The following is a 20,909-nucleotide window of genomic DNA, read 5'->3' as shown; positions in this document are numbered from 1 at the left end:
TTCATCGCCGGCAAGGGCAATGCCGACAAGGCAGCCGTTATCGCGGCAGTTCGCGCCAAGGGCTTTGCCCCTGCCGACGAGAACGAGGCTGATGCCATCGCCATTCTGCTTTGGGCTATCGAGACCCGTGGAGGTGTCCGGTGAGCGCGGCCGGTTTCCTGAAGCGCGTGGCGCAGGTGCTGGAAGATCGCGGCGCTGCATACGGCGATCCGAAAACCCAGATGGAGGCGATTGCCCGGCGCTGGTCGATCACCTTGGGAACGCCCGTATCGGCGCAGCAGGTTGCGCTGTGCATGATCGACCTGAAGCTGGCGCGGCTCGCCCATGATCCCAACTATGCTGACGGTCCGATCGATGTGATCGGCTATGCGGCGCTCATTCCGGAGATTATCCGTGGCCCGCGGTCGTAAGCGCAAGGCGGGCCGTCGCCACCCCTGCGGCAAGCTGGCCCCTGCCAGTGTGGGCGAGACCCAGCGTGAAGTCGTTGCAACTGCGCTCGAAGCCCGGCAGCGCCATTACGGCGTGACGGAGAGGCAGGCGAAGGACGACCGGTTGGGCACGGCGCTTGGCCGGGTCGCCTTCGCGGGCAAGATCACAGCGGACCAATATGCGGCAGGTGAGATGTACGGTGAAATCATGGCCCGCAACCGTGCGATCATGGGCCTGCCCATGGATCAACCTCGTTCTGTGACAGCCCTGCTCATCAACGAGGGTATCTTCGGTGGTAGCGCGCCTGACCATGACCCGGATCTGGTCGAGAAGGTTCGTCGCCGCGCTGCTGCTGCAATCATGATGCTGCGCACAGCTGACCACGATGCCCTCGGTACTGTCGGGCGCAAGCCCAGCTTCCTTGTTCATGCAGTGGTGTGCCATGAAGCCGAAGCATCGAAATGGTCGGCAGCGGACATCATCAACCTTGGCCATGGTCTGGATGCCTTGTGTCGCCTGTTTCGCATTGGCAGCGATAGTTCGTGATCAGATTCACTTGGCTATCAAGTGAAGTAACAAACTGGATCTATTGGGGTATTGTTGAATTTCACATTGACAAGAATTGCCCAATGCTGTAGACCTTCCGAAATAGAGGATTGAGAACTGCGCCCGGAGCTTGACCGCTTCCGGGCGTTGTTCGTTTCAGGCGTTGCGCATGGCTGAACGGCAACGGGGACGTCGGGCAGTAGCGCAGCGTCTGCGACGATTACAGACCGAGCCGCTCTGCCGGGACTGCGCTGCCAGGGGCATCGTTCGGGAAGCCACAGTACCGGACCACATCGTGCCGCTCACCCAGGGTGGCAGCGACGATGACAGCAACATCCGCTGTCTCTGTGCTGACTGTCACCGGACGCGCACGGCCGAGCAGTTCGGGCTGCGCCGGACTATCGGCACCGGCCCGGATGGCTGGCCGATCGGCTGAGCCCCCCGGGGGCGGGTCGAAAGTCTGGGGCCTCGGGAGGGGAAACCGCGCCTGGCCCAAACTTTTCACGCCCGCGAGTTAGCGACCGGGGGTCAGCAGGCTAATTTTCGCAAATATCGATGATTCTATGGGCCAACTCCAATGCGGAAAGGCATCGGAAAGGAACGTACTTATCGTTGCTGCCCGGGGCTTTGCTTGGCCGGATCACATATTTTCCTGATATGTCGAGGGCGATTTCTGGAAGCATCTCCATCGGCAGGAACCACATTGCCTCAAAGGTCGTCAGCCCCTCATCAAACAGGGCGGCAACAAGATAGGCTTTCCGGGCTTCGCGGTATGTCGACTGTCGGACTTGGAAATGAACTGAGTTTCCTCGCTCATCAGACCCCTTCTTGCGGATCGATACGGTTCGGCACTTCAATTGGATGGCAACCGAATTCCCGGTGACCTTATCAAAAAAGAGCACATCGAGGCCGTCATCGTCAGCAAGTGGCTGGAACGGAGAAAGCCTGCCCTCGCTGGCTTTCATCAATGCGTTGATCAGCAAATTTTCCCCGATCGCGCCAATCTGTGTCGATGAAAGTCCCATCCGCGATCCGGTCTGCCTCGTCAGCTGATTGATACTAATAGCAGCCATATAGCGCGAGAAAGCTATGCCTCAAAACTGGCCGGCCCAGAACAGTGAGTTCTGGCCCATAGAAAAAATCACGCCCTACGCGCGCAATTCCCGCACGCACTCCGACGAACAGGTCGCGCAGATCGCGGCTTCGATCCGCGAATGGGGCTGGACCAACCCCGTGCTGGTCGACGAGGATGGCGGCCTGATCGCCGGTCACGGTCGCCTGCTTGCGGCGCGCAAGCTGGGCCTGACGCAGATCCCGACCATGGTCGCCACGGGCTGGAGCGAGGCCCAGAAGAAGGCCTACGTCATCGCCGATAACAAGCTGGCGCTGAACGCTGGCTGGGACCTCGAGCTGCTCGCGGTCGAACTCGGCGACCTGCAGGGCTTCGATTTCTACCTGATGCTGACCGGGTTCTCGGACGACGAGCTGTCGAAGCTGCTGGCCGAAAAGACCGAGGGCCTGACCGATCCGGATGAGATTCCCAACCCTCCAGAAATTCCGGTGAGTTCTCCCGGCGACGTCTGGCTGCTCGGCAAGCACCGGCTGGTGTGCGGTGACAGCACCGATGCCGACACCGTGGCCAAGACGTTGAACGGCATCACGCCGCACCTGATGGTCACCGATCCGCCCTATGGGGTGGAATATGACCCGGCCTGGCGGGAGAAAGCAGGCGTTGCTGCCAGCGGCTCGGCCAAGGGCAAGGTGCTGAACGACGACAAGGCGGACTGGCGCGAAGCATGGGCACTGTTCCCGGGCGACGTTGCCTATGTCTGGCATGCTGGCCTGTTTGCCGGTGTTGTGGGGGACAGCCTTGCCGCAAGCGGCTTCCAGCTGCGCAGCCAGATCATCTGGGACAAGGGCCAGCTGGTTCTATCCCGAGGCGATTATCACTGGGAGCACGAGCCCTGCTGGTATGCCGTAAAGAAGGGCGCCAAGGGGCACTGGTCCGGCGACCGCAAGCAGACGACCGTCTGGCATATCGCCAAGCCCAAGAAGAACGAGACGGGTCATGGGACCCAGAAGCCGGTCGAGTGCATGAAGCGCCCGATCGAGAACAACTCCAGCCCCGGCCAGGCGGTCTACGAGCCGTTTTCAGGCTCGGGCACCACGATCATTGCCGGCGAAATGACCGGCCGTTCGGTCCACGCGATCGAGCTAAACCCGGCCTATGTCGATGTAACCATCAAGCGCTGGCAGGACTTTACCGGCGCTGCCGCAACCCTGGAAGGCGACGGCCGGACATTTGACGAGATCGTGGCCGGGCTCCCCCAGGAATTGAACGATGAAGCCCGGAACGAAACCCAAACCAACCCATCTGAAGCTGATTGAGGGTAATCGCGGCAAGCGCCCGCTCAACCGTAAGGAGGCCGCTGTGCCTGCGGCACTGCCGGCACCGCCGCCCCATTTGACCGCTGACGCGCTGGAGGAATGGAACCGGGTCGCCCACTGGCTGCACCGGATCGGCCTCCTGTCCGAAGTCGATCGGGCCGCGCTTGCCGCCTACGCACAGGCATACGGCCGATGGGTCCAGGCCGAACGGGCGATCGCCAAGATGGCCGAGAAGGACCAGCTGACCGGCGGCCTGATGATCAAGACCTCTAACGGCAACGCGATCCAGAACCCGCTCGTCGGGACCGCCAACAAGGCGGCTGCGGACATGATGCGTTACGCGGCAGAATTCGGGATGACGCCCAGTGCCAGAAGCAGGATCTCAGCCGAGGCGACGTCGGAAGGCGCCGACCCCGCCGACCGCTTCTTCAGCTGACCGGACGACCGACTACGCCCGCGCGGTTGTTGCCGGCGAGATCGTTGCCGGACCGCACGTGCGCAATGCCTGTCGCCGTCACCTCGACGACCTGAAGCGCACCGACGGGATCCGGTTCGATCTCGAGGCTGCCAACCACGCCTTCGGGTTCTTCGAGGAGGTGCTGAAGCTTTCCGAAGGCCAGTTCGAGGGCCAGCCTTTCCGGCTGGAGCCGAGCCAGGCCTTCATCATCGGCAGCCTGTTCGGCTGGAAACGCGCCGATGGCCGTAGACGCTTCCGCCGGGCCTACATCGAACAGGGCAAGGGTAACGGCAAATCGCCGGTCGCGGGCGGTATTGGCCTGTTCGGCATGACGGCGGCCGGGGAAGCTGGCGCCCAGATTTATGCTGCAGCGGCCAAACGGGAACAGGCGGGCATTCTTTTTGCCGATGCGGTGAAAATGGTCCGCCAGTCGCCGGCATTGGCGCGGCGGCTGGAGTTCTCGGGCGGTCCCGGCCGTGAATTCAACATCGCGCATCACGCGTCGGGCTCGTTCTTCCGCCCTGTGTCGCGCGATACCGGCAAGACCGGCTCTGGCCCGCGTCCCTATTTCGTGTTGGCCGACGAGATCCACGAGCTGCCGGACCGCTCGATCATCGAGATGCTGGAGCGCGGTTTCAAGTTCCGGCGCGAACCGCTGCTGTTCATGATCACGAACTCGGGGTCCGACCGCAATTCGGTGGCCTGGGAAGAGCACGAGCACGCGGTCAAGGTTGCAGCCGGCAATATCGATGCGCTGACCGACCCGACCTATCTCGGCGAGATCATCGACGACACGACGTTCAGTTATGTCTGCGCGCTCGACGAGGGCGACGACCCGCTCAATGATCCGGCCTGCTGGATCAAGGCCAACCCGCTGCTGGGTGTGACCATCACGGAGGAATATCTTGCAGAGGTCGTGGCCCAGGCCCGGGCCATTCCCGGCCAGTTGAACGGCATCCTGCGGCTGCATTTCTGCGTCTGGACCGACGCCGAAACCGCCTGGATGACCCGGGCAACCCTGGAGCCGTTACTGGCGGATTTCGAGCCGAAGGTGCGCACGAAGGTCTGGCTCGGCCTCGATCTCAGCCAGAACCGCGACATCACTGCGCTCGCCGCCGTGCAGCGGACCGGCGAGAAAGACGGCAAGCCCTGTTTCGATGCGTGGATCGAGGCCTGGACGCCCGGCGACACGCTTGCCGCGCGCACCCTGCGCGACAAGCAGCCCTACGACGTCTGGGTCGCCCAAGGTTTCCTGCAGGCGCCGCAGGGCGAGAACATCAATTTCCGGCACGTTGCCCAGGCACTGGCCGAATACGATCGCGATTACGACGTCCAGATGGTCGCCTACGACCGCTACGCCTTCCGGCGGCTTGAAGAGGATATTGCCGAACTCGGCCTCGACATGGAGTTTGTCGAGCATCCGCAAGGCGGGACCAAGCGCGGCAAGCCGACCGATGCCATGAAATTGGCCGCAAAATCGCAGGACCGCGAGCCCCAGGGCCTGTGGATGCCGGGCTCGGTCCGCCAGCTCGAGGAAATGATGCTCGAGGGCCGGATCCGGCTGAAGCGCAACCCGGTGCTGGTCTCGGCGATCATGTCGGCGGTCATCGAGACCGACCGCTGGGACAATTACTGGCTCTCCAAGCAGAGGGCCCTGAACAAGATCGACGCAGCCGTGGCGCTGTGCATGGCAGTGGGGGCAGCGATGGCAGGCGACACCACCGGCTCGATCGACGATTGGCTGAAGAGCCTCGCATGAACCTCATTCAAAAGGCGCTCGGCTACATCGCGCGCTCCATCGGCCTCACCGATCCGCGACTGGCGCAGGCCGTTGGCGGCCGAACGACCACGACCGGCGAAGTGGTCTCAACCAGCTCGGTGCTGGGGCTCGCTTCGGCCTGGGCCTGCGTCAACTTGCTCGCCGGCACGATCGCTTCACTGCCGCTGATGGTCTACCGGACCAAAGGCGGCGCCCGAACGGTCGCTAGCGATCACCCGCTTTACCGGATCTTGCACGATAGCCCGAATGCGGACCAGACCGCGGTCGACTTCTGGGAGTTCATCTGCGCGTGCCTGGAATTGAACGGCAACGCCTATGCCGAGATCATCCGGGGCAGCAATGGCCGGGTCGTGGCGCTCAGCGTTCCGATCTCGCCCGAGCTCATGATCGTGCGCCGTCTGCGCGATGGCAGCCTTGAATACGAGTGGTCAGACAATGGCGTCCAGTCGATCGTCCAACAGGACAACATGCTCCACATCCGGGGCTTTGGCGGCAACCCGCTGGGCGGTCTTTCTACCCTTAGCTTCGGCCGCCAGACCTTCGGACTGGCGCAAGCTATCGAACGGGCCTCCGGGGACACCTTCCGAAACGGGGTGCGGCCCTCGGGCCTGCTCAAGACCGCCGATAGCCTGACCCTCGACCAGCGCAAACAGGCCGAGGAATTGCTGCAGGAGAAGTTTGCCGGCGCGATCAACGCCGGACGGCCCATGCTGCTCGACCGCGGCATGGACTGGGTCCAACTCTCGATCAGTCCGGAAGACGCGCAGATGCTGCAGAGCCGGGCTTTCTCTGTCGAGGAAGTCTGCCGCTTCTTCGGCGTGCCGCCGTTCATGGTCGGCCATACCGAGAAGACCACCAGCTGGGGCACTGGCCTCGAACAACAGACCCTTGGATTTCAGAAGTTCACGTTGCGTCGGCGCCTGAAGCGCATCGAACAGGCACTGGCCAAACAGCTGCTCTCGCCCGCCGACAGGCAGGCAGGGCTTGTGATTGAATTCAACCTCGAAGGATTGCTGCGCGGCGACAGCGGTGCGCGAGCCTCCTTTTATCAGCAGATGCTGAGTAATGGCGTGATGACCATCAACGAGGTCCGCGCGCTCGAAAACCTGCCGCCGGTCGAAGGCGGCGATGTCCCCCGTATGCAGATGCAGAACGTGCCCATCAGTCAGGCAGGATTGCTGCCGCTTGCCCAAGCGAATGCCCCATCGGAGCCCCCTAAATGAAACATCTCACCCTGACCCTCAAATCCAGTGACCTTCAGGACACCGGGCAGTTCGAGGGCTACGCCTCGACCTTCGGCAATGTCGACCAGGGCGGCGATCTCATCGAACCGGGCGCTTTCCGGGAGAGTGTCGCCAAGGCCCGCGCCGAAGGCTGGGGCATCCCGATGCTCTGGCAGCACGACCAGCGCGAACCCATCGGCGTCTGGCGCGACATCTTCGAAGATGACCGCGGGCTGTTCGTGCGCGGGCAGCTGATCCTGGACGGCGATCCCGTCGCCCAGCGCGCCTATGGCAAGCTGAAGCACGGTGCGCTTGGTGGCCTCTCGATCGGCTACACCATCCCCAAGGGTGGTGCCGCTCCCGACCCCTACAAGGCCGGCGTCCTGCGGCTCAAAAAGATTGATCTTCGCGAAATCAGCCTCGTCACCATGCCCATGAACACTGAGGCCAAGGTGACGGCGGTCAAGACCGTCACCGACGGGCAGACCATGCCGTCGCTCTCCGATTTTGAGAATTTCCTGCGCGAGGCAGGGTTCTCGAAAAGCCAGGCCACCGCAATCGCGGGGAAAGGCCTCAAATCGCTGCTCCGGAGTGAGTCCGGCAGTGAGTCCAACACCGACTTTCTGTCGGCTCTTGCCGCGCAAATCCGCGGCTGAACCCACCTCCTTCGGAGCAATCCCATGACCGAGACCAAGACCGCCGATCAGTTGGCGCAAGAAGTGAAGGCTGCGTTCGATACGCGCCATGACCAGGTAAAAGCCATCGCCGAAGAGGCGCTGGGCAAGGCTGCCAAGGGTGAAGAGCTCTCGGCCGCGACCAAGCAACTGGCCGACGAGGCGCTGACCGCGCTCAATGAAGCCAAGGCTCGCCTCGACGAGGTCGAGCAGAAGCTCGCCCGCAAGAAGCAGGACGACGAACGCTCCGACTATCGGACCATCGGTGAACGCGTCGTTTCGTCCGACACCATCAAGCCGTTCCTGAACAGCAAGACCGCGCGCGGCCGCGCCAGTGTCGAGGTCAAGGCGATCGTCTCTGCCCTCACGACCGATGCCAACGGCTCGGCCGGCGACCTCATCGTGCCGGATCGTCAGCCGGGGATCATCACCCCTGGCCAGCGCCGCTTGACGGTCCGCGACCTGCTGACCCCGGGCCGCACCAACAGCAACGCCGTCCAGTACGTGAAGGAAACCGGCTTCACCAATGCAGCCGCCACCGTGTCGGAAACGGCCGGCGCCACCAAGCCGCAGACCGACATCAAGTTCGATGTCGTGACCAGCAGCGTCACCACGATCGCCCACTGGGTCCTGGCCACCCGCCAGATCCTCGACGACGTGCCGATGCTGCAATCCTACATCGACGGCCGCCTGACCTATGGCCTGGCGCTCGTTGAAGAGAACCAGCTGCTCAACGGCGGGGGTACCGGCACCGATCTGCACGGCGTCTACACCCAGGCGACCGCCTTTGCGCCGCCGATCACGATCCCGGCGCCTGTCACCCGCATCGATGTCCTGCGCCTCGCCATGCTTCAGACCGCTCTTTCCGAGCTGATGTCGACTGGCGTCGTGCTGCATCCGTCCGACTGGGCGGCGATCGAACTGCTGAAGGACACGACCGGCCAGTTCATCATCGGCAATCCGCAAGGCAACCTGTCGCCGACGCTGTGGGGGCAGCCAGTGGTGGCAACGCAGTCGATGGCGACGGGCAAGTTCCTGACCGGCGCCTTCCAGCTGGGCGCGCAGATCTTTGACCGCATGGACGCCATGGTCGAGATCTCGACCGAGGACGACCAGAACTTCCGCAAGAACCTGGTGACCGTCCTGGCCGAAGAGCGTCTCGCGCTGGCGGTCTACCGCCCGGAGGCTTTCGTGAAGGGCGACTTCGCGGCGGCTGCCACCGCGGCAACGGCCGCCTGATGATGCAGGGGCCGGTTCATTCCAGCCCCTCTCATCCACCGGAAGGGATAACCCATGATCCTCAAAGCCCTTGATACCCTGCACATCAGCTCGGTCAGCTCCAACAACAATCTGGCCGGCCAGAGCTTCGAGCTCGACGACCACTTCGGCCGCCAGCTGATCGAACGCGGGCTCGCGGTGGAAGTTGCATCCGACGAACCTGCACCGACGGTCACGCGCAAATCGGGATCCACGCACCGCACCAAGGCGGAGTAATGTCCGAGATTGTAACGATCGAGCCGCCCCAGGACCGTCCCGTGACGCTTGAGGAAGCACGCCAGCAGCTGCGTCTCGATGCCCATGACGAAGACATGCTGCTGGCCATCCACCTTGATGCGGCCCAGGCCGAGCTCGAACGGCTCGCGGATCTGCGGCTATGCCAGCAGACGCTCGCCGTGGTGCTGGGGGCGTGGCCCGATGAAATCACCGTGCCGGTCCGGCCCGTGACGATTGCGGCCATAACCTACACTGCCACCGGCGGTGCGACGGTCACCTTGCCCGAGGTCGATTATATTGCTCGGGCACGCCATGGATTCATGCGTATCCGCCCCGCTGCCGGCAAATCATGGCCCCCGCTGGCGCTCGATGGGCAGATCACCGTCACCCTGTCTGCAGGTTTTGCCGAGGACCATCCGGACCTGGCCATCGCCCGGGCCGCGATCCTCGTGAAGACCGCCTCCCTGTTCGAAAATCGCGAAGGTGCAGGCTGTCTGGCCTTCGACACCCTTGTCAACCAGCTGGCCGCGCGATGGGTCTAGCATCCCGGCTCGACACCCGGATCCGGATCGAACGCAAGGTCGTCACCCCTGATCCCCTCTATGGAACGGAAACCGTCACCTGGACCGAGTTCGCCACGGTTTGGGCCGAGGTACAGGACGTCCTGCCAAGCCGGGCCGAGCGCCTGGCCGACAGCATTGTCATCGCCAACCGGCCTGCGCGAATCCGGATGCGCCATCTCGCCGGGATCACCCCGGACATGCGGGTGATCATCGGGACCCGCGTCCTGCAGATCGTGTCGGGGCCCGCGGAACTCGGCCGCCGCGAAGGCATCGAGCTCATTGTCGAGCAACATAGCAGCGAAGGAGCCGCGCCATGACGATCCGGCTCAAGGGCGGCCCTGAACTGCTGCGCCTGCTCGACGAACTGCCCAAGAACCTCGAGCGCAACGTCATCCGCGGCGGGCTGCGTGCCGGGGCCAAGGTCATCCAGCAGCAGGCCAAGGCCAATGTCCCGGTCCGCACCGGCCAGCTCAAGAAGGCGATCGGCATTGGCACGCGCACCGCCGGCAGCCGGCTCAGCTCCTACGTCAAGCTGCGCGGGTCCGGCTCCTATCTCGGTCTGTTCATTGAATACGGCGTTGCGCCGCACCTGATCTCGGTCGCCGAGGCCGACAAGCCGGTGCGCAATACCCGCCGCGGCGCGCGCAAGGTCAGCATCGGCACGATCAACAAGATGGTGAAGCGCGGCAGCCTGAAGATCGGCGAGAACTTTGTCGGTCCCGTGGTCATGCACCCGGGCCATGCGGCCAAGCCGTTCCTGCGTCCGGCGCTGGACCAGAAGGCCGAGGAAGCCGTGAACGCCATGGGCGCTTACATCGCGCACCGAGTCCAGATCGGGAACCTGAAGGCGCCGACCCTCGAGGTCGATGACGAATGAACGGAGTGATTGCGGTCCGCAGTCTCTTGGTGGCCGACACCGGGGTGACAGCACTCGTCCCTGCGGTGCGGATTGTCGCTGGAATGCTGCCGCAGGGCACCACGATCCCGGCGATCTCGCTCATGTCGGTCAGCAGCACCGACCGCAATATCGCCGCGCCCGGCCCGAAACGTAGGGTGACCGAGCGGGTGCAGGTGACGGTGCTCGCCGCCACCTATCCGGCCGCCAAGGCTCTTATCCGCGCGGTCCGGGCGGCAGCGGCCGACCGCATGCCCGCAATCGACGGGCTCACCGACGTGACCGTCCACACCGACTCCGCCGGTCCTGATTTCCTCGACGAGGAGACCGGCATCCACATGCAAAGCCAAGATTTCCGCGTCTCATTCAACGAGGCGCGCTGAGGCCTCACCAACAATCAAGGAACCACTGCCATGACCGTTCGGACTTCCGCCGGCACCACGTTGAAGGTGTCGGCCTCTACCCCTGCGACCTTCGATCCCACCGGCTACAATGCGCTGACCATGACGCTGGTCGGCGAGGTGTCGGACCTCGGCGAGTTCGGCCGGGAATACAACCTCGTCACCTTCAATCCGGTCGGCAGCCGCGGCGTCGTCAAGAAGAAGGGCAGCTTCAACCAGGGCACGATGACCATCCAGCTCGGTCTCGATACCGACGATGCCGGCCAGATCCTGCTGAAATCCGCTTCCACCTCAGACAGCGATCACAGCTTCCTCGTGACCACCCAGAACGGCGACAAGTACTATTTCCAGGCGCAGGTCATGAGCTTCAAGGTGAACGTCGGCTCGGTCGACCAGATCACCACCGCCACCGTGACGCTGGAACTGACGACCAATTCCGTCGGTGTCGGCGTGGTTGAGGTGCTGGCCCCCTGACCATATAGAGCAGTCCCGCGGAAGGCCCACTCTACCTGATGATGGAGAGCATACTCCTGTCAGCGTCTTGCGGGCTGCGCGGCTTGGGCTGGTTTGCTTTCCCGGTTGTCGTTGCGGCGGTGGGTCCACCGGCACTCCCCACCTGTTGGGAGCCAGCATTGACCCGTTCGCCGAAAGTCGCCTGCTGGGTCTGCTTGGGGACAGTGGTGCCCGGCTCGCCGCCATCGGGCTGAGGCGTATTTGCCGATCGCGCCACGCCGCCAGCGCCGACGACGTAGCCACGGTTGTTCTTCTTATCGGGCTCCGCATGGGCTGCAAGTGGAGCGGTGGTCACGGCCATCATCGCCGCAAGTCCAAGAATGCGCATCGCATGCATCGCTTCGTCTCCCATTGTCGAATCGCTCAGGCGAACGCGCCGAAGTTCGGCAAAATCTCCTGAACCGACCATGACCGGACGCCATCGGTTCAGTTGCGACCTGATTTCAAGAAGGAAAGGATGGCTTTCATGTACGACATTACAAAGCTTGCCGCGACCGAAACCTCGACTGTCGAACTGGTCGGCGGCGATGACGCCCCGCTGTACGACAACAAGGGCCAGCGCCTCTCGATCACCGTCTATGGCCCGGGCACCAAGGTCTATCAGCGCGCCCAGTCGCGCCAGCAGAACCTGCTGGTCGACAAGATCAAGAAGCGTGGGAAGATGGACCAGACGGCCGAGGAGAAGCTCGCCGAACAGGCCGAGTTCCTCGCGGCCTGCACGGTCAGCTTCAACCATTTCACCTATCCGCCGGCCGAAGGGCTGGAAGGTGCTGCCCTGTTCCGCAAGGCCTATGAGGACCCCTCGATCGGCTTCATCGCGGCCCAGGTTGCAGCGCACATCAATGACTGGGCAAATTTTACGACGAGCTCGGCCGCGAGCTGAGCCTCTACGTCCGGCAGCTGGCCTGGCTCGGCACCGCGCCGAAGCCGCGCCAGTCTGCGGCCAAGAAAACGGAAGATCCCGACCCGCAGACACGCCTCCAGCGCTTGGGCGTCGACGGCATCGTCCCCGACATGCCGCCGATCCGTACGCCATGGATCATCGACACCCTGATGGACATCGGCGCATCCGAACCGGGCGCCATGGGCCCGGCGCCGCTGTCATGGGCGACCATCGCCCACTGGCAGACGTGCATGGGCGTGGACCTGGCGCCCTGGCTCTGCCGGCTGCTGCGCCGCCTGTCGGTCGAGTTCGTCGCCGAAAGCCAGAATGCCAGGGAACTCGATTGCCCGGCGCCGTGGACCGACATCACCGACGGCACCAATCGCCCCACTGTATCCCGGAAAGTCTCCCAAGCCTTCCGGGCGCTGATCAACTCGAAGGAGTGAACCGATGAAAGCCGGCACGCTCGAGATCGAGATGATCACCAATGTTGCCCGTCTCCAGAAGGAGATGGCCGACATGAAGCGCGCCGTCGGCGGGACGATGAACGATATCGTGGCGACCGCCGGGCGCGCTGCTACGACGCTCGACCAATTTCAGCGTCGCGACGACCGGCGTCTACGTCGCTGTGCCCTGGCAAAGCGCCGAGTACGACAGCGACACCTTCTGGAATGTCGGCCAGCCCTCGCGCCTGACCATTCCCGCCGGGGTGACGAAGGTCCGGATCGTCGGCAACATCGAGTGGCAGACCTCGCCGACCAGTCAGCTGGTCGAGGTGCGCAAGAACGGCAACAGCGTTCTGGGCGGCGGGTCCTTCATCGTGCGCGGCGACAGCGGCTACTCCAACCAGATGCGCAATCTGGCGAGCGCGGTCCTGCCGGTATCGGCGGGCGACTGGTTCGAGTTGGCAGTATATGTCAGCACAGCCGGGGAGCTGCGCGGCCTCGAGCGCACGTGGCTGGCCATCGAGGTCGTCGAGACTGCGGATGCTGCCGATCCCCCGGCCGACATCAGCGGCTACAAGGCCGGGCAACCGGCAGCGAACGAAGTGATAGCGCGGGTGCCGGTGGCGCGACGCACCCGACTGAAGATCGATCTTGCCGGAAGCCATGCCAGCGCCGAGGCCGCGGCAACCGCGAGTGCGGATTTCGACATCCGGGTCGACGGCGTGAGCAGCGCGACCATGCGCTTCGCCGCCGCCGCCACGAGCGGCACCTTCATCGCCGCCAGCGAAACCGTGCTGGAGCCCGGTCAGGTGCTCAGCTTGGTCGCGCCATCGACGCCCGACGCCACGCTCGCCGGGATCGGGTTCACGTTGGCCGGCACGCTGGTCCTCTGATCACTCCCGGATTGCGTCATGGACAAGGAACCGGAAAGCGGGTCGCTGATCGCGCTGCCGGCCGCCGAGTTTGAAGCCCTGCTGGAGCGCGCGGTCGAAACAGGGGCGCGGCGCGCCCTGCATGAGGTCGGCCTTGATGGCCAGGATGCGGCCGAGGACATCCGCGATCTTCGCTCGTTGCTCGCGGGTTTCCGCCTCGCGAAACAGACGGCCGTCCAGACCGCCGTGCGGCTGATCACCACCGGCGTCCTGCTGGCCCTGATGGCCGGCATCGCCATCAAGCTGAAGATCTTCGGCGGCGGCCCGTAGCCGCTCCAATCTCCCATCATCAGCCCAACAGCACCCGCCCTCGAGGCGGGTTTTTTCGTTTCGGAGGACCCTCATGAACACAACCTTCCACCGCCATTGGCGCGACGTGCCCGAGGGCACCTGGCGCTGGCCGAATTTCAGCCCGGCCGAGATCGCCTGCCGGGGCACCGGCAAGTTGCTCGTCAACGAACCCGCACTCGACAAGCTGCAGGCGCTCCGCGACCGGCTGGGTAAACCGCTGATCGTCCGCTCCGCCTATCGCAGCCCCGAGCACAACCGCGCCGTGGGCGGCGCGACCCGCTCCAAGCACCTCGACGGCGCCGCCTTCGACATCGCCATGGCGAACCACGACCCGGCGGCGTTCGAGGCTGCCGCCCGAGCCGTTGGCTTTCTCGGCTTCGGCTACTATCCCCGCTCGGGCTTCATGCACATCGATCTCGGTCCCGCTCGGCAATGGGGCGAGCGTTTCCCGGTGCGGGCGACCGCGTTCGCCGCGGAAACGGCGCCCGTGCGAGAGGTCCTGGCAGACAGCCGCACGATGAAGGGCAGCGGCGCAGCTGGCGTGGCCACGCTGGGCGCAGCGGGTGTCGAGGTGGCGCAAAACGTTCTGACGGAGACACAGACCGCGATCCTGCCGCTCGTCCCCTATCTCGACACCTTGCGCTGGGTGTTCATCGCCGTGGCGCTCGCGGGCCTTGCCGTGACGATCTACGCCCGCATCGACGACTGGAAGCGGGGGCGTCGATGATTGCTGCTCTGTTCACCGGGATCGCCGCCGCCCCGTGGATGCGGGCGGCCCTGCGCTACGGCGCGATCGTGGTCACCGTTCTCCTGTTCTTGCTGGCACTCCGGCGCTCCGGTGAGCGCGCCGGTCGGCTGGCAGAACGCCTCGAAACCTCGGAGAAGGCCAATGACGTCCAACGCCAGATGCTCGACGCTGCGGCTCGCCGTCCTCGCGATCGTAACGATCTCGCTGACCGCCTGCGCGACGGTCGCTTCTGATTCCCGCGTCGCGACCGTCTGTCCGCCGGTTGTCGAGTATAGCCGCGACTTCCAGGCACGCGCAGCCGACGAGCTCGATCTGTTGCCGGAGAGGTCGGCAATAGCCGAAATACTCTCCGACTATAGCGTCATGCGTGATCAGGCGCGGGCGTGCTCTCAGTGATCTGAGAAACATAGTTATCTTGATGTTGACCCTGCTAAACCCTTAGCCCCGCCCATCTAACCATAAGACTACCGACCAGCATGCTCGCTCCAGTCGCGACAAGGAGGGGGCCGGCGAACTCGTCGGCTACAATGCCCGATGCCGCGGAAACCGATAGCAGCATCAGGCTGAATTCTCCTCCGTGGGACAGGATGATTCCAGTGCGCCATGAGGTCTGAAGCGACTCGCCGAATAGTCGGGCGACGAACAAAACGATCAGCGTCTTGCCCGCGAATATGATCGCGAGCCAGATCAGCATGACAGGCCATGCAGATGGAATGATCCAAAGTGGCAATTGCGTTCCGATGCCGACAAAGAAAATCCCGACAAACAGATCGCGGAAGGGCCTAATCTCGTTCTCGACAGCATGGCGCGCGTCACCCTCGCCGATAATCATGCCGGCCGCGAATGCGGCAAGTGCCGGAGAAAGACCGGCGGAGGCCGCGACAATCGCAGACCCTAGTGCAATGGTGAGCGCGAGGAGCTGGGCAACTTCCGGATCGCCACGCGACGCTACCCAACGGGCAAGCACCTGCAACGGGCCACGGGCAATGAACAGAGCTGCAACCAATGCCATTGCACTGGCGACGACCGTTATCACGCCATACCCTTCGGCGGCTCCACTCATCGAATCGTGCAGAAGCAGGAATGCGACAGCTGCCAAGTCTTGAAACAGAAGCACTGCAATGGACAGACGTCCTTGGGCCGATCCCAGAGCGTTCGCGCTTGCGAGCACCTTGAGGCACATGGCCGTGGATGACATGGCAACGGCCCCGCCGATGAGGATTGCGGGGACGGGCGCGAGATCGAAGATCAGACTCGCTACCAACGACACCGTTATCGTCGTAACTGCAACCTGCACGGCTCCAAGACCGAAGACATGCTTCCTGAGCGTTACGAGCTTCTCGAATGAGAATTCCAGGCCAAGAGCGAACAGCAGGAGTACCACTCCGATCTCGCCAATGCTGCTCAGGGCAGCGTTCTCGGTAATCAGGCCGAGGCCGGCAGGTCCGATGACTATGCCGGCAAGAATGTAACCGACAATGCTGGGCACGCCGAACCGTGAACATATCGTCACGAGCACGAACGCGGCAAAGACCAACAAGGCCGCACTTTCGACAAAACCTGTCACGCCATGCATGTTCTTCTCCTGATGGCATGGCGCAGGGAAGGCCAATACCTGTAAACTCTAGACGTGCGAGCGCGCCCACTGAGCTATCTGCGCGGCAGGCATTGCACCGCTCGTCCTCGCGATTTCCTTGCCGCTCCTGAACAGGATCATGGTGGGAATGCCGCGGATCCCGTAACGGCCGGCGATCTGCTGTTCGGCTTCCGTATCGAGCTTACCAAGGCGGAAATTTGGTTCGAGCGACTGCGCCGCCGCCTCGAATTGGGGCGCCATCATCTTGCATGGCCCGCACCACTCGGCCCAGAAATCGACCAGCAATGGCAGTTCGGCATTCGCATGACGGTCAAAATTAGCCGCTGTAAGCGTGACGGACCTGTCTTGAAAGAGAGGCACGCCGCAGCGTCCGCAATTGGGATTATCGGTCAGGCGCTCCTGCGGCACCCTGTTGGTGGAACTGCACTGCGGGCAAGCAACCGTGGGCATCTTGTATCCTTTCTTTGAGGAGCCGGTCTTGGCGGCCCGGCTGATGCAAGCGTTCAGCGCGTGGATATGGCGCGGCGCGCCTCTCGCTGCCGCGGCTCGGGCAGGTATTCCACGCCACCGCCCTGGCGCCGAACCGGCTGCGGATAGAGCGTCATCAGCTCCAGTATTTCCTTGGGCATGTCCGTTCCAACGGGCAGGCCCATGTCGCGGGCCTCATCGGCAGAGATGGGATAGTCGTGGGTCCAGGTGCCCGTCGCCAGCTTCGCCGCCACGGACGCCGCGCGGTTCTCATCCATCTTGTCGGACAGCAGACGTTTCGCGAATGCCTCGATCTGCGCAATGGCCTTGCGACCGACATCGGCCATGATCAGGGTCTGGTCGTCGATCTCGGCGATGGGTTTCTCCTCGACGACCTTGATGAGCGAGGCAGCAGGCAACTGGCCAAGTTGCGGATCGACGGGTCCCAGCACGGAATGCTCGCACATCACGATCTCGTCGGCAGCAAGCGCGATTAACGTGCCGCCCGACATCGCGTAATGCGGCACGAACACGGTGACCTTGCCCTTGTGGCCCTGAATGGCCCGAGCGATCTGGGTTGCCGCCAGCACAAGGCCGCCCGGTGTGTGCAGCACGATGTCGAGCGGCACTTCATCGTCGGTCATCTGGATCGCGCGCAGGACTTCTTCGGAGTCGTTGACGTCGATGTAGCGCATCAGGGGAAAGCCTAGCAGGTTCATCGTCTCCTGCCGATGGATCAGCAGAATGACGCGACTGCCGCGCTTCTTCTCGATGTTGGCGATCTTGCGTGTGCGCATCGCCTCAAGATATCGGCGCTGCAGAACCGGCTGCAGCGCCGATATGATGAAGAACAGCCAGAACAGCTGCATTATGTCCATGGACCTTGTCCTCCTTCCCGTCGGCCATCCGGCAGAAAGCCATAGATGCCCTCGTCGCGATAATAGTGGCGATAGGCATCGGCGCGCCTTCGCAGGAGTGGCGTTACAAGCCAACCGGCGAGAAACCCGCCGATATGCGCCCACCAGGCGATCCCGCCCGTGGCCTGATCGCTGCCGAGCGACAGAAAGCCGGGAATGACCTGCATGAAAAACCAGATCATGGCGAAAATGACCGCGCGCATTTCGAAGAAGAGGGGAATGAACAGAATCGGCACGATCACCACCAGCCGAGCCGCCGGAAACATGCGTGCGTAGCAACCGATCACGCCCGCGATCGCCCCCGATGCGCCAAGCGCGGGAACGACCGAGTCTGGGTTCGCCAGGGCATGAGCCAGTCCGGCCGCCACACCACAGAACAGATAGAACAGCGTGAATCGACCCGGTCCGAGCCGATCTTCGACGGCGGGGCCGAAGATCCAGAGCGTCCACATGTTCAGGATGAGGTGCAGCCAGCCCCCGTGCAGGAAGATATTGGTCAGGAATGGGGTCCAGTCGGACGGGGCGACGAGGCTTAGCTGTCCGAAGAAGCGCGAGGGCACCAGCGCGAACTCGAACAGGAACCGATCCAGCACGCGCGGCGGCAGGCTGGTCTGATAGAGGAACGCGAGGACGCTCATGCCGATGACCGCCCATACGATGACGGGCGGGTAGCGGCGCGCGACGCTGTCAAGATAGGGAAACAAGCGGCAGATCCTCGCTCGCGCTAGACATTCCGTTCATTGTTCTTTCCCGGCTATCGTCACGCCCGTCCAGGCCGGGGGATCGGAGGCCGGGAAGGATTCGAGCGAGGCTTCGAGCACCGGATCGAATTCGGCCTGTTCTTGCGACGACAGGTCCACCGTGCCTTTCTCCTCGACCGCGCGCCGGACGCGGTGATCCGTGCGACCGTGATCCACGCTGGACGGTATACGATAGGCTTCCGGCGCATCGGCTCCCTTGTAGAGGCGATGCCGCTCCTCTCCCCGCCAGCGGTCAGGCGCGTGCCGGTGAGCCTTGTCGTCACGCACGATGTAGCGCCAGTCCTGCCGCTCCGCGAATTCCACGGCGCTTTCGCGGTCGGGGAATTTCAGCCGGATCGGACGATAGGGATCGTCGCTGGAAGTATATCCCATCAGCGGCTCGATTTGGGGCGGACGCGACGGCTCGAATTCCAGTATCCAGTCGGTGGGCCGCGGCGCCGATGTCATCGCGGAACGTGCCGGCCGGTAGATGATCGCGCTCGGAACGTCCCATGACCTCATGTTGGTCCCGGGTATCTTCGGCGGAAAGGGTGGACGATTGTGACCGCGCATCATGGTGCTTCCCCTTGGCTGCCCCCCAGAAAAGCGCGTTCCAGCCGCGCGCGATCCCGCAGGGGCTGTGGAATTCGCAACCTTCTCTGGTGAGCGCTGTCAAAAAGCGCATGAGCGGTATCGGAAGACTGACCTGATTCACGCAGTTTATCGCGAAGATAATCGCGAGCCGACTGCACGATACGGGTCACGTCGTCTTCAGGAATGCCGAGAACCGAAGAGGCCTTTTCAAGCGGGGTGTCGTTCAGATCGACAAGAAACAGAACCCTGCGCCATAGCGCCGGAAGACCGGCCATCGCCCGGTGCAAGAACAGCGCGTCCTGTCGTTTAGCGACCGCTGTTTCGGGGTCGTCCCCGCCGTCGTCGGCGACGAGTTCCTCGAGCAGCAGCACGTCGTCGGGCTGGTAGAACTCGAACATCTCCTCATCCGGCACAGTAGGCTCCTCAGCCGGAGCCTTGGGCTTCGAGTGGATCGATGCGGCATCCTCGGGTACCGCGCGGCGCGCGGCCAGCGCCTCGGCCTCGATGGTCTCGAATGCCAGCTGCGTCAGCCAGTCCCGGACGGAGAATTCGGTCGGCCGCCGCTCGAAGCGGTCGAGCCCATTGAGGATCGTCGCGTCGACGAGATCGCGAACGCTCAGGTAACCAGCCTGCACAGATCCACTGCATTCGAGATAGGTCAACTCACGCCTGACGGTGTCGTAGACCGTATCGAGATGATCCTCGATCAGGTCGAAGAAGAGCTGGCGCCGTTCCGCTTCCGCCGCATCCCGCGCGGGCGCCAGCGGGGCGCCGATCCGGCGCCGGCGGGCGGGACGCTTGTACTCAGGCTCGTGCTTGAGGCGCGCCACATGCCGATCGACCCGGTGGCGCAGATCGGCAAAGGCCTTGCGCAGGGCAGGCTCGATCTCGAACCCCTCTTCCTGCGCCGCGATCATTCCCGAGGGCAGTTGCAGGCGCAGGCTGACCTGGATGCGCGTCTTGCCCTTCGTCTGCGAGGCGACGACCTCGAGCCGGACGAGTTCCTCGCGGAAGCGTCCAAGATGCGGTTCAAGTTGCCGCACCTCTTCCTCGATGACCTCAGGCGCGCGCTGTTGGCCGTGCCGGTCGAGATTGCGAAACGCTCTTATGACTTTCATGCCGTTAAACCTTCTTGTCGCTTTTCGACGAAACAAGCCGGCGCGACCGTCATCGCGCCGGCCAGTCCCTCGCGACGTCACCCGGTGGACTTATCGTCCTTGGACTGCACCTCATCCTTGGCGTCGACCGCGACGTCGGGCGTCGGAGCGTCCGCCTTGTCTTCGACAACTTCGCCGGACACGTCACCGCCGGCCCCGGCCTGATCGTCCGGTTTTTGGTCACTGCTGTCCTTTGCGATCTTTTCGAACAGGACCTTCTGCTCTTCCGCCGACCAGGCGACGCGGACCTTGTCACCATCCTCGATCCGCCCGGAGAGCATTTCGCGGGCCAACTCGGTCTCCAGCTCTGACCGGATCAGCCGGCGCAGCTCGCGGGCGCCGAATTCGGGACGGAAGCCGACCGCGCCGAAGTGATCCACGACGCTCACGTCGAATTCGAGTTCGACACCCTGGCCGAGGGCGGTTCGCTTCACCCGGTTGAGCTGCAATTCGACGATCTGGCGGATCTCGGTCTGGTTCAGCGAATGGAAGACGATGATCTCGTCGATCCGGTTGATGAACTCTGGCCGAAAATGACCGCGCAGCACTTCCATCAGGTCGGACTTCTGCTTTGCCTCGTCGAACTCCTTGGTGCCGCGTTTCTTGAGGTTGCGCTGGATGATGTCCGAACCGAGGTTCGAGGTGGCGATGATGATGGTGTTGGTGAAGTCCACCACGCGGCCCTTGCCATCTGTAAGAGCCTGATCCGAAACTAAGTTGAGTGGTATCAGCGGGTTAGCTTGACGCTAGCTCAAGTCATTGATTCAGGGGTT

Annotated in this window: 30 protein-coding genes; 21 read left to right on the top strand and 9 right to left on the bottom strand. The window is 63.4% G+C overall.

Translation table 11 applies throughout. The features are described 5' to 3' along the window. Positions 1-140: 140 nt before the first annotated feature. From WFP44_RS15445 to WFP44_RS15435, 3 genes are all read left to right on the top strand, one after another. The gene (locus WFP44_RS15445; RefSeq protein WP_021245845.1) at positions 141-410 is read left to right on the top strand and encodes a DUF6378 domain-containing protein; all 270 of its coding nucleotides are present in this window, start codon (positions 141-143) and stop codon (positions 408-410) included. Continuing rightward, on the top strand, positions 394-975 hold the full coding sequence (locus WFP44_RS15440) for a hypothetical protein (protein ID WP_336927580.1): 582 nt from the start codon (positions 394-396) through the stop codon (positions 973-975). The genes WFP44_RS15445 and WFP44_RS15440 overlap by 17 nt, the downstream gene beginning before the upstream one ends. 169 nt (positions 976-1,144) lie before the next feature. After that, positions 1,145-1,411: an HNH endonuclease signature motif containing protein gene (locus tag WFP44_RS15435; protein WP_336927579.1), complete on the top strand. Its 267-nt coding sequence runs from the start codon at positions 1,145-1,147 to the stop codon at positions 1,409-1,411. 100 nt (positions 1,412-1,511) lie between these two features. Here WFP44_RS15435 and WFP44_RS15430 read toward each other — a convergent pair whose 3' ends face one another. Beyond that, a complete protein-coding gene (locus WFP44_RS15430) occupies positions 1,512-2,048 on the bottom strand; it encodes a hypothetical protein (protein ID WP_336927578.1) in 537 nt (178 codons plus the stop codon). Between the two features lie 16 nt (positions 2,049-2,064). On the opposite strand from WFP44_RS15430, the gene WFP44_RS15425 reads away from it, so the two are divergent. Genes WFP44_RS15425 through WFP44_RS15370 form a run of 12 tightly spaced genes read left to right on the top strand, consistent with a single transcriptional unit; the run spans position 2,065 to position 11,324 of the window. After that, positions 2,065-3,363, top strand: coding sequence for a site-specific DNA-methyltransferase (locus WFP44_RS15425; RefSeq protein WP_336927576.1), 1,299 nt, complete (start codon positions 2,065-2,067; stop codon positions 3,361-3,363). Beyond that, on the top strand, positions 3,317-3,799 hold the full coding sequence (locus WFP44_RS15420; protein ID WP_307750802.1) for a phage terminase small subunit P27 family: 483 nt from the start codon (positions 3,317-3,319) through the stop codon (positions 3,797-3,799). Before WFP44_RS15425 ends, WFP44_RS15420 begins: the two co-directional genes overlap by 47 nt. 58 nt (positions 3,800-3,857) lie before the next feature. Further along, on the top strand, positions 3,858-5,579 hold the full coding sequence (locus WFP44_RS15415) for a terminase large subunit (protein WP_336927571.1): 1,722 nt from the start codon (positions 3,858-3,860) through the stop codon (positions 5,577-5,579). Then, the gene (locus tag WFP44_RS15410; protein ID WP_336927569.1) at positions 5,576-6,823 is read left to right on the top strand and encodes a phage portal protein; all 1,248 of its coding nucleotides are present in this window, start codon (positions 5,576-5,578) and stop codon (positions 6,821-6,823) included. Before WFP44_RS15415 ends, WFP44_RS15410 begins: the two co-directional genes overlap by 4 nt. Further along, on the top strand, positions 6,820-7,479 hold the full coding sequence (locus WFP44_RS15405) for an HK97 family phage prohead protease (RefSeq protein WP_021245853.1): 660 nt from the start codon (positions 6,820-6,822) through the stop codon (positions 7,477-7,479). Before WFP44_RS15410 ends, WFP44_RS15405 begins: the two co-directional genes overlap by 4 nt. Before the next feature lie 24 nt (positions 7,480-7,503). Beyond that, a complete protein-coding gene (locus WFP44_RS15400; protein ID WP_336927567.1) occupies positions 7,504-8,736 on the top strand; it encodes a phage major capsid protein in 1,233 nt (410 codons plus the stop codon). Between the two features lie 54 nt (positions 8,737-8,790). Then, positions 8,791-8,991 carry a hypothetical protein gene (locus WFP44_RS15395; RefSeq protein WP_336927565.1) on the top strand — a complete coding sequence of 67 codons (201 nt, stop codon included), beginning with the start codon at positions 8,791-8,793 and terminating at the stop codon, positions 8,989-8,991. Next, positions 8,991-9,533, top strand: coding sequence for a head-tail connector protein (locus WFP44_RS15390; protein ID WP_336927564.1), 543 nt, complete (start codon positions 8,991-8,993; stop codon positions 9,531-9,533). Before WFP44_RS15395 ends, WFP44_RS15390 begins: the two co-directional genes overlap by 1 nt. Then, complete coding sequence (locus tag WFP44_RS15385) at positions 9,524-9,871, top strand: phage head closure protein (protein ID WP_336927562.1); 348 nt, start codon at positions 9,524-9,526, stop codon at positions 9,869-9,871. The genes WFP44_RS15390 and WFP44_RS15385 overlap by 10 nt, the downstream gene beginning before the upstream one ends. Continuing rightward, complete coding sequence (locus tag WFP44_RS15380) at positions 9,868-10,431, top strand: HK97-gp10 family putative phage morphogenesis protein (RefSeq protein ID WP_336927560.1); 564 nt, start codon at positions 9,868-9,870, stop codon at positions 10,429-10,431. Before WFP44_RS15385 ends, WFP44_RS15380 begins: the two co-directional genes overlap by 4 nt. Continuing rightward, positions 10,428-10,832: a tail completion protein gp17 gene (gene gp17 / locus WFP44_RS15375; RefSeq protein WP_336927559.1), complete on the top strand. Its 405-nt coding sequence runs from the start codon at positions 10,428-10,430 to the stop codon at positions 10,830-10,832. The genes WFP44_RS15380 and gp17 overlap by 4 nt, the downstream gene beginning before the upstream one ends. Positions 10,833-10,862: 30 nt before the next feature. Beyond that, positions 10,863-11,324, top strand: coding sequence for a hypothetical protein (locus tag WFP44_RS15370; protein WP_336927558.1), 462 nt, complete (start codon positions 10,863-10,865; stop codon positions 11,322-11,324). Positions 11,325-11,355: 31 nt separating this feature from the next. On the opposite strand, the gene WFP44_RS15365 is transcribed toward WFP44_RS15370, so the two are convergent. After that, the gene (locus WFP44_RS15365; protein WP_336927557.1) at positions 11,356-11,772 is read right to left on the bottom strand and encodes a hypothetical protein; all 417 of its coding nucleotides are present in this window, start codon (positions 11,770-11,772) and stop codon (positions 11,356-11,358) included. A 48-nt stretch (positions 11,773-11,820) separates the two neighbouring features. Between WFP44_RS15365 and WFP44_RS15360 the strand changes: the two genes are divergently transcribed. The 6 genes from WFP44_RS15360 (at position 11,821) to WFP44_RS15335 (ending at position 14,896) form a co-directional block, all read left to right on the top strand. After that, the gene (locus tag WFP44_RS15360) at positions 11,821-12,246 is read left to right on the top strand and encodes a hypothetical protein (RefSeq protein WP_336927555.1); all 426 of its coding nucleotides are present in this window, start codon (positions 11,821-11,823) and stop codon (positions 12,244-12,246) included. 104 nt (positions 12,247-12,350) lie between these two features. Beyond that, entirely contained in the window at positions 12,351-12,692 is a 342-nt protein-coding gene (locus WFP44_RS15355; RefSeq protein ID WP_336927554.1) for a hypothetical protein, read from the top strand. 182 nt (positions 12,693-12,874) lie between these two features. Then, the gene (locus tag WFP44_RS15350) at positions 12,875-13,585 is read left to right on the top strand and encodes a hypothetical protein (RefSeq protein ID WP_336927553.1); all 711 of its coding nucleotides are present in this window, start codon (positions 12,875-12,877) and stop codon (positions 13,583-13,585) included. A gap of 18 nt (positions 13,586-13,603) precedes the next feature. Continuing rightward, positions 13,604-13,894, top strand: a complete 291-nt coding sequence (locus WFP44_RS15345) for a DUF6127 family protein (RefSeq protein WP_336927551.1) — start codon at positions 13,604-13,606, stop codon at positions 13,892-13,894. A 73-nt stretch (positions 13,895-13,967) separates the two neighbouring features. Beyond that, complete coding sequence (locus WFP44_RS15340) at positions 13,968-14,642, top strand: YcbK family protein (protein ID WP_336927549.1); 675 nt, start codon at positions 13,968-13,970, stop codon at positions 14,640-14,642. Continuing rightward, entirely contained in the window at positions 14,639-14,896 is a 258-nt protein-coding gene (locus tag WFP44_RS15335) for a hypothetical protein (protein ID WP_336927548.1), read from the top strand. The genes WFP44_RS15340 and WFP44_RS15335 overlap by 4 nt, the downstream gene beginning before the upstream one ends. 197 nt (positions 14,897-15,093) lie before the next feature. Here the strand turns inward: WFP44_RS15335 and WFP44_RS15330 are convergent, their stop codons facing one another. The 7 genes from WFP44_RS15330 to WFP44_RS15300 form a co-directional block, all read right to left on the bottom strand. Beyond that, entirely contained in the window at positions 15,094-16,239 is a 1,146-nt protein-coding gene (locus WFP44_RS15330) for a cation:proton antiporter domain-containing protein (protein ID WP_336927546.1), read from the bottom strand. Positions 16,240-16,287: 48 nt separating this feature from the next. Continuing rightward, positions 16,288-16,710: a thioredoxin TrxC gene (gene trxC / locus WFP44_RS15325; protein WP_336927545.1), complete on the bottom strand. Its 423-nt coding sequence runs from the start codon at positions 16,708-16,710 to the stop codon at positions 16,288-16,290. Positions 16,711-16,763: 53 nt separating this feature from the next. Beyond that, complete coding sequence (locus WFP44_RS15320; protein WP_336927544.1) at positions 16,764-17,597, bottom strand: SDH family Clp fold serine proteinase; 834 nt, start codon at positions 17,595-17,597, stop codon at positions 16,764-16,766. Next, positions 17,597-18,349: a rhomboid family intramembrane serine protease gene (locus WFP44_RS15315; RefSeq protein ID WP_336927543.1), complete on the bottom strand. Its 753-nt coding sequence runs from the start codon at positions 18,347-18,349 to the stop codon at positions 17,597-17,599. Before WFP44_RS15315 ends, WFP44_RS15320 begins: the two co-directional genes overlap by 1 nt. 33 nt (positions 18,350-18,382) lie before the next feature. After that, on the bottom strand, positions 18,383-18,907 hold the full coding sequence (locus WFP44_RS15310; protein ID WP_336927542.1) for an NADH dehydrogenase ubiquinone Fe-S protein 4: 525 nt from the start codon (positions 18,905-18,907) through the stop codon (positions 18,383-18,385). A 50-nt stretch (positions 18,908-18,957) separates the two neighbouring features. Continuing rightward, positions 18,958-20,097, bottom strand: a complete 1,140-nt coding sequence (locus WFP44_RS15305; RefSeq protein WP_336927541.1) for an RNA polymerase sigma factor — start codon at positions 20,095-20,097, stop codon at positions 18,958-18,960. A gap of 77 nt (positions 20,098-20,174) precedes the next feature. Next, a complete protein-coding gene (locus tag WFP44_RS15300) occupies positions 20,175-20,864 on the bottom strand; it encodes an AAA family ATPase (RefSeq protein WP_336927581.1) in 690 nt (229 codons plus the stop codon). Between the last annotated feature and the right edge of the window lie 45 nt (positions 20,865-20,909).

Origin of the sequence: Alteraurantiacibacter palmitatis (assembly GCF_037154115.1) — a bacterium.
GTDB lineage: Bacteria > Pseudomonadota > Alphaproteobacteria > Sphingomonadales > Sphingomonadaceae > Alteraurantiacibacter > Alteraurantiacibacter palmitatis.
This window is presented reverse-complemented; position numbering and strand designations above follow the sequence as displayed.

Bases quoted from the DNA above. Each gene is read 5' to 3' on its own strand.
- WFP44_RS15380 (WP_336927560.1), top strand. From the start codon at position 9,868: ATGACGATCCGGCTCAAGGGCGGCCCTGAACTGCTGCGCCTGCTCGAC.
- WFP44_RS15360 (WP_336927555.1), top strand. From the start codon at position 11,821: ATGGCTTTCATGTACGACATTACAAAGCTTGCCGCGACCGAAACCTCG.
- WFP44_RS15400 (WP_336927567.1), top strand. From the start codon at position 7,504: ATGACCGAGACCAAGACCGCCGATCAGTTGGCGCAAGAAGTGAAGGCT.
- WFP44_RS15320 (WP_336927544.1), bottom strand. From the start codon at position 17,597: ATGCAGCTGTTCTGGCTGTTCTTCATCATATCGGCGCTGCAGCCGGTT.
- WFP44_RS15410 (WP_336927569.1), top strand. From the start codon at position 5,576: ATGAACCTCATTCAAAAGGCGCTCGGCTACATCGCGCGCTCCATCGGC.
- WFP44_RS15335 (WP_336927548.1), top strand. From the start codon at position 14,639: ATGATTGCTGCTCTGTTCACCGGGATCGCCGCCGCCCCGTGGATGCGG.
- WFP44_RS15395 (WP_336927565.1), top strand. From the start codon at position 8,791: ATGATCCTCAAAGCCCTTGATACCCTGCACATCAGCTCGGTCAGCTCC.
- WFP44_RS15430 (WP_336927578.1), bottom strand. From the start codon at position 2,048: ATGGCTGCTATTAGTATCAATCAGCTGACGAGGCAGACCGGATCGCGG.
- WFP44_RS15435 (WP_336927579.1), top strand. From the start codon at position 1,145: ATGGCTGAACGGCAACGGGGACGTCGGGCAGTAGCGCAGCGTCTGCGA.
- WFP44_RS15405 (WP_021245853.1), top strand. From the start codon at position 6,820: ATGAAACATCTCACCCTGACCCTCAAATCCAGTGACCTTCAGGACACC.
- WFP44_RS15425 (WP_336927576.1), top strand. From the start codon at position 2,065: ATGCCTCAAAACTGGCCGGCCCAGAACAGTGAGTTCTGGCCCATAGAA.
- WFP44_RS15340 (WP_336927549.1), top strand. From the start codon at position 13,968: ATGAACACAACCTTCCACCGCCATTGGCGCGACGTGCCCGAGGGCACC.
- WFP44_RS15330 (WP_336927546.1), bottom strand. From the start codon at position 16,239: ATGCATGGCGTGACAGGTTTTGTCGAAAGTGCGGCCTTGTTGGTCTTT.
- WFP44_RS15310 (WP_336927542.1), bottom strand. From the start codon at position 18,907: ATGAGGTCATGGGACGTTCCGAGCGCGATCATCTACCGGCCGGCACGT.
- WFP44_RS15365 (WP_336927557.1), bottom strand. From the start codon at position 11,772: ATGGTCGGTTCAGGAGATTTTGCCGAACTTCGGCGCGTTCGCCTGAGC.
- WFP44_RS15305 (WP_336927541.1), bottom strand. From the start codon at position 20,097: ATGAAAGTCATAAGAGCGTTTCGCAATCTCGACCGGCACGGCCAACAG.
- WFP44_RS15345 (WP_336927551.1), top strand. From the start codon at position 13,604: ATGGACAAGGAACCGGAAAGCGGGTCGCTGATCGCGCTGCCGGCCGCC.
- trxC (WP_336927545.1), bottom strand. From the start codon at position 16,710: ATGCCCACGGTTGCTTGCCCGCAGTGCAGTTCCACCAACAGGGTGCCG.
- WFP44_RS15390 (WP_336927564.1), top strand. From the start codon at position 8,991: ATGTCCGAGATTGTAACGATCGAGCCGCCCCAGGACCGTCCCGTGACG.
- WFP44_RS15370 (WP_336927558.1), top strand. From the start codon at position 10,863: ATGACCGTTCGGACTTCCGCCGGCACCACGTTGAAGGTGTCGGCCTCT.
- WFP44_RS15385 (WP_336927562.1), top strand. From the start codon at position 9,524: ATGGGTCTAGCATCCCGGCTCGACACCCGGATCCGGATCGAACGCAAG.
- WFP44_RS15420 (WP_307750802.1), top strand. From the start codon at position 3,317: ATGAAGCCCGGAACGAAACCCAAACCAACCCATCTGAAGCTGATTGAG.
- gp17 (WP_336927559.1), top strand. From the start codon at position 10,428: ATGAACGGAGTGATTGCGGTCCGCAGTCTCTTGGTGGCCGACACCGGG.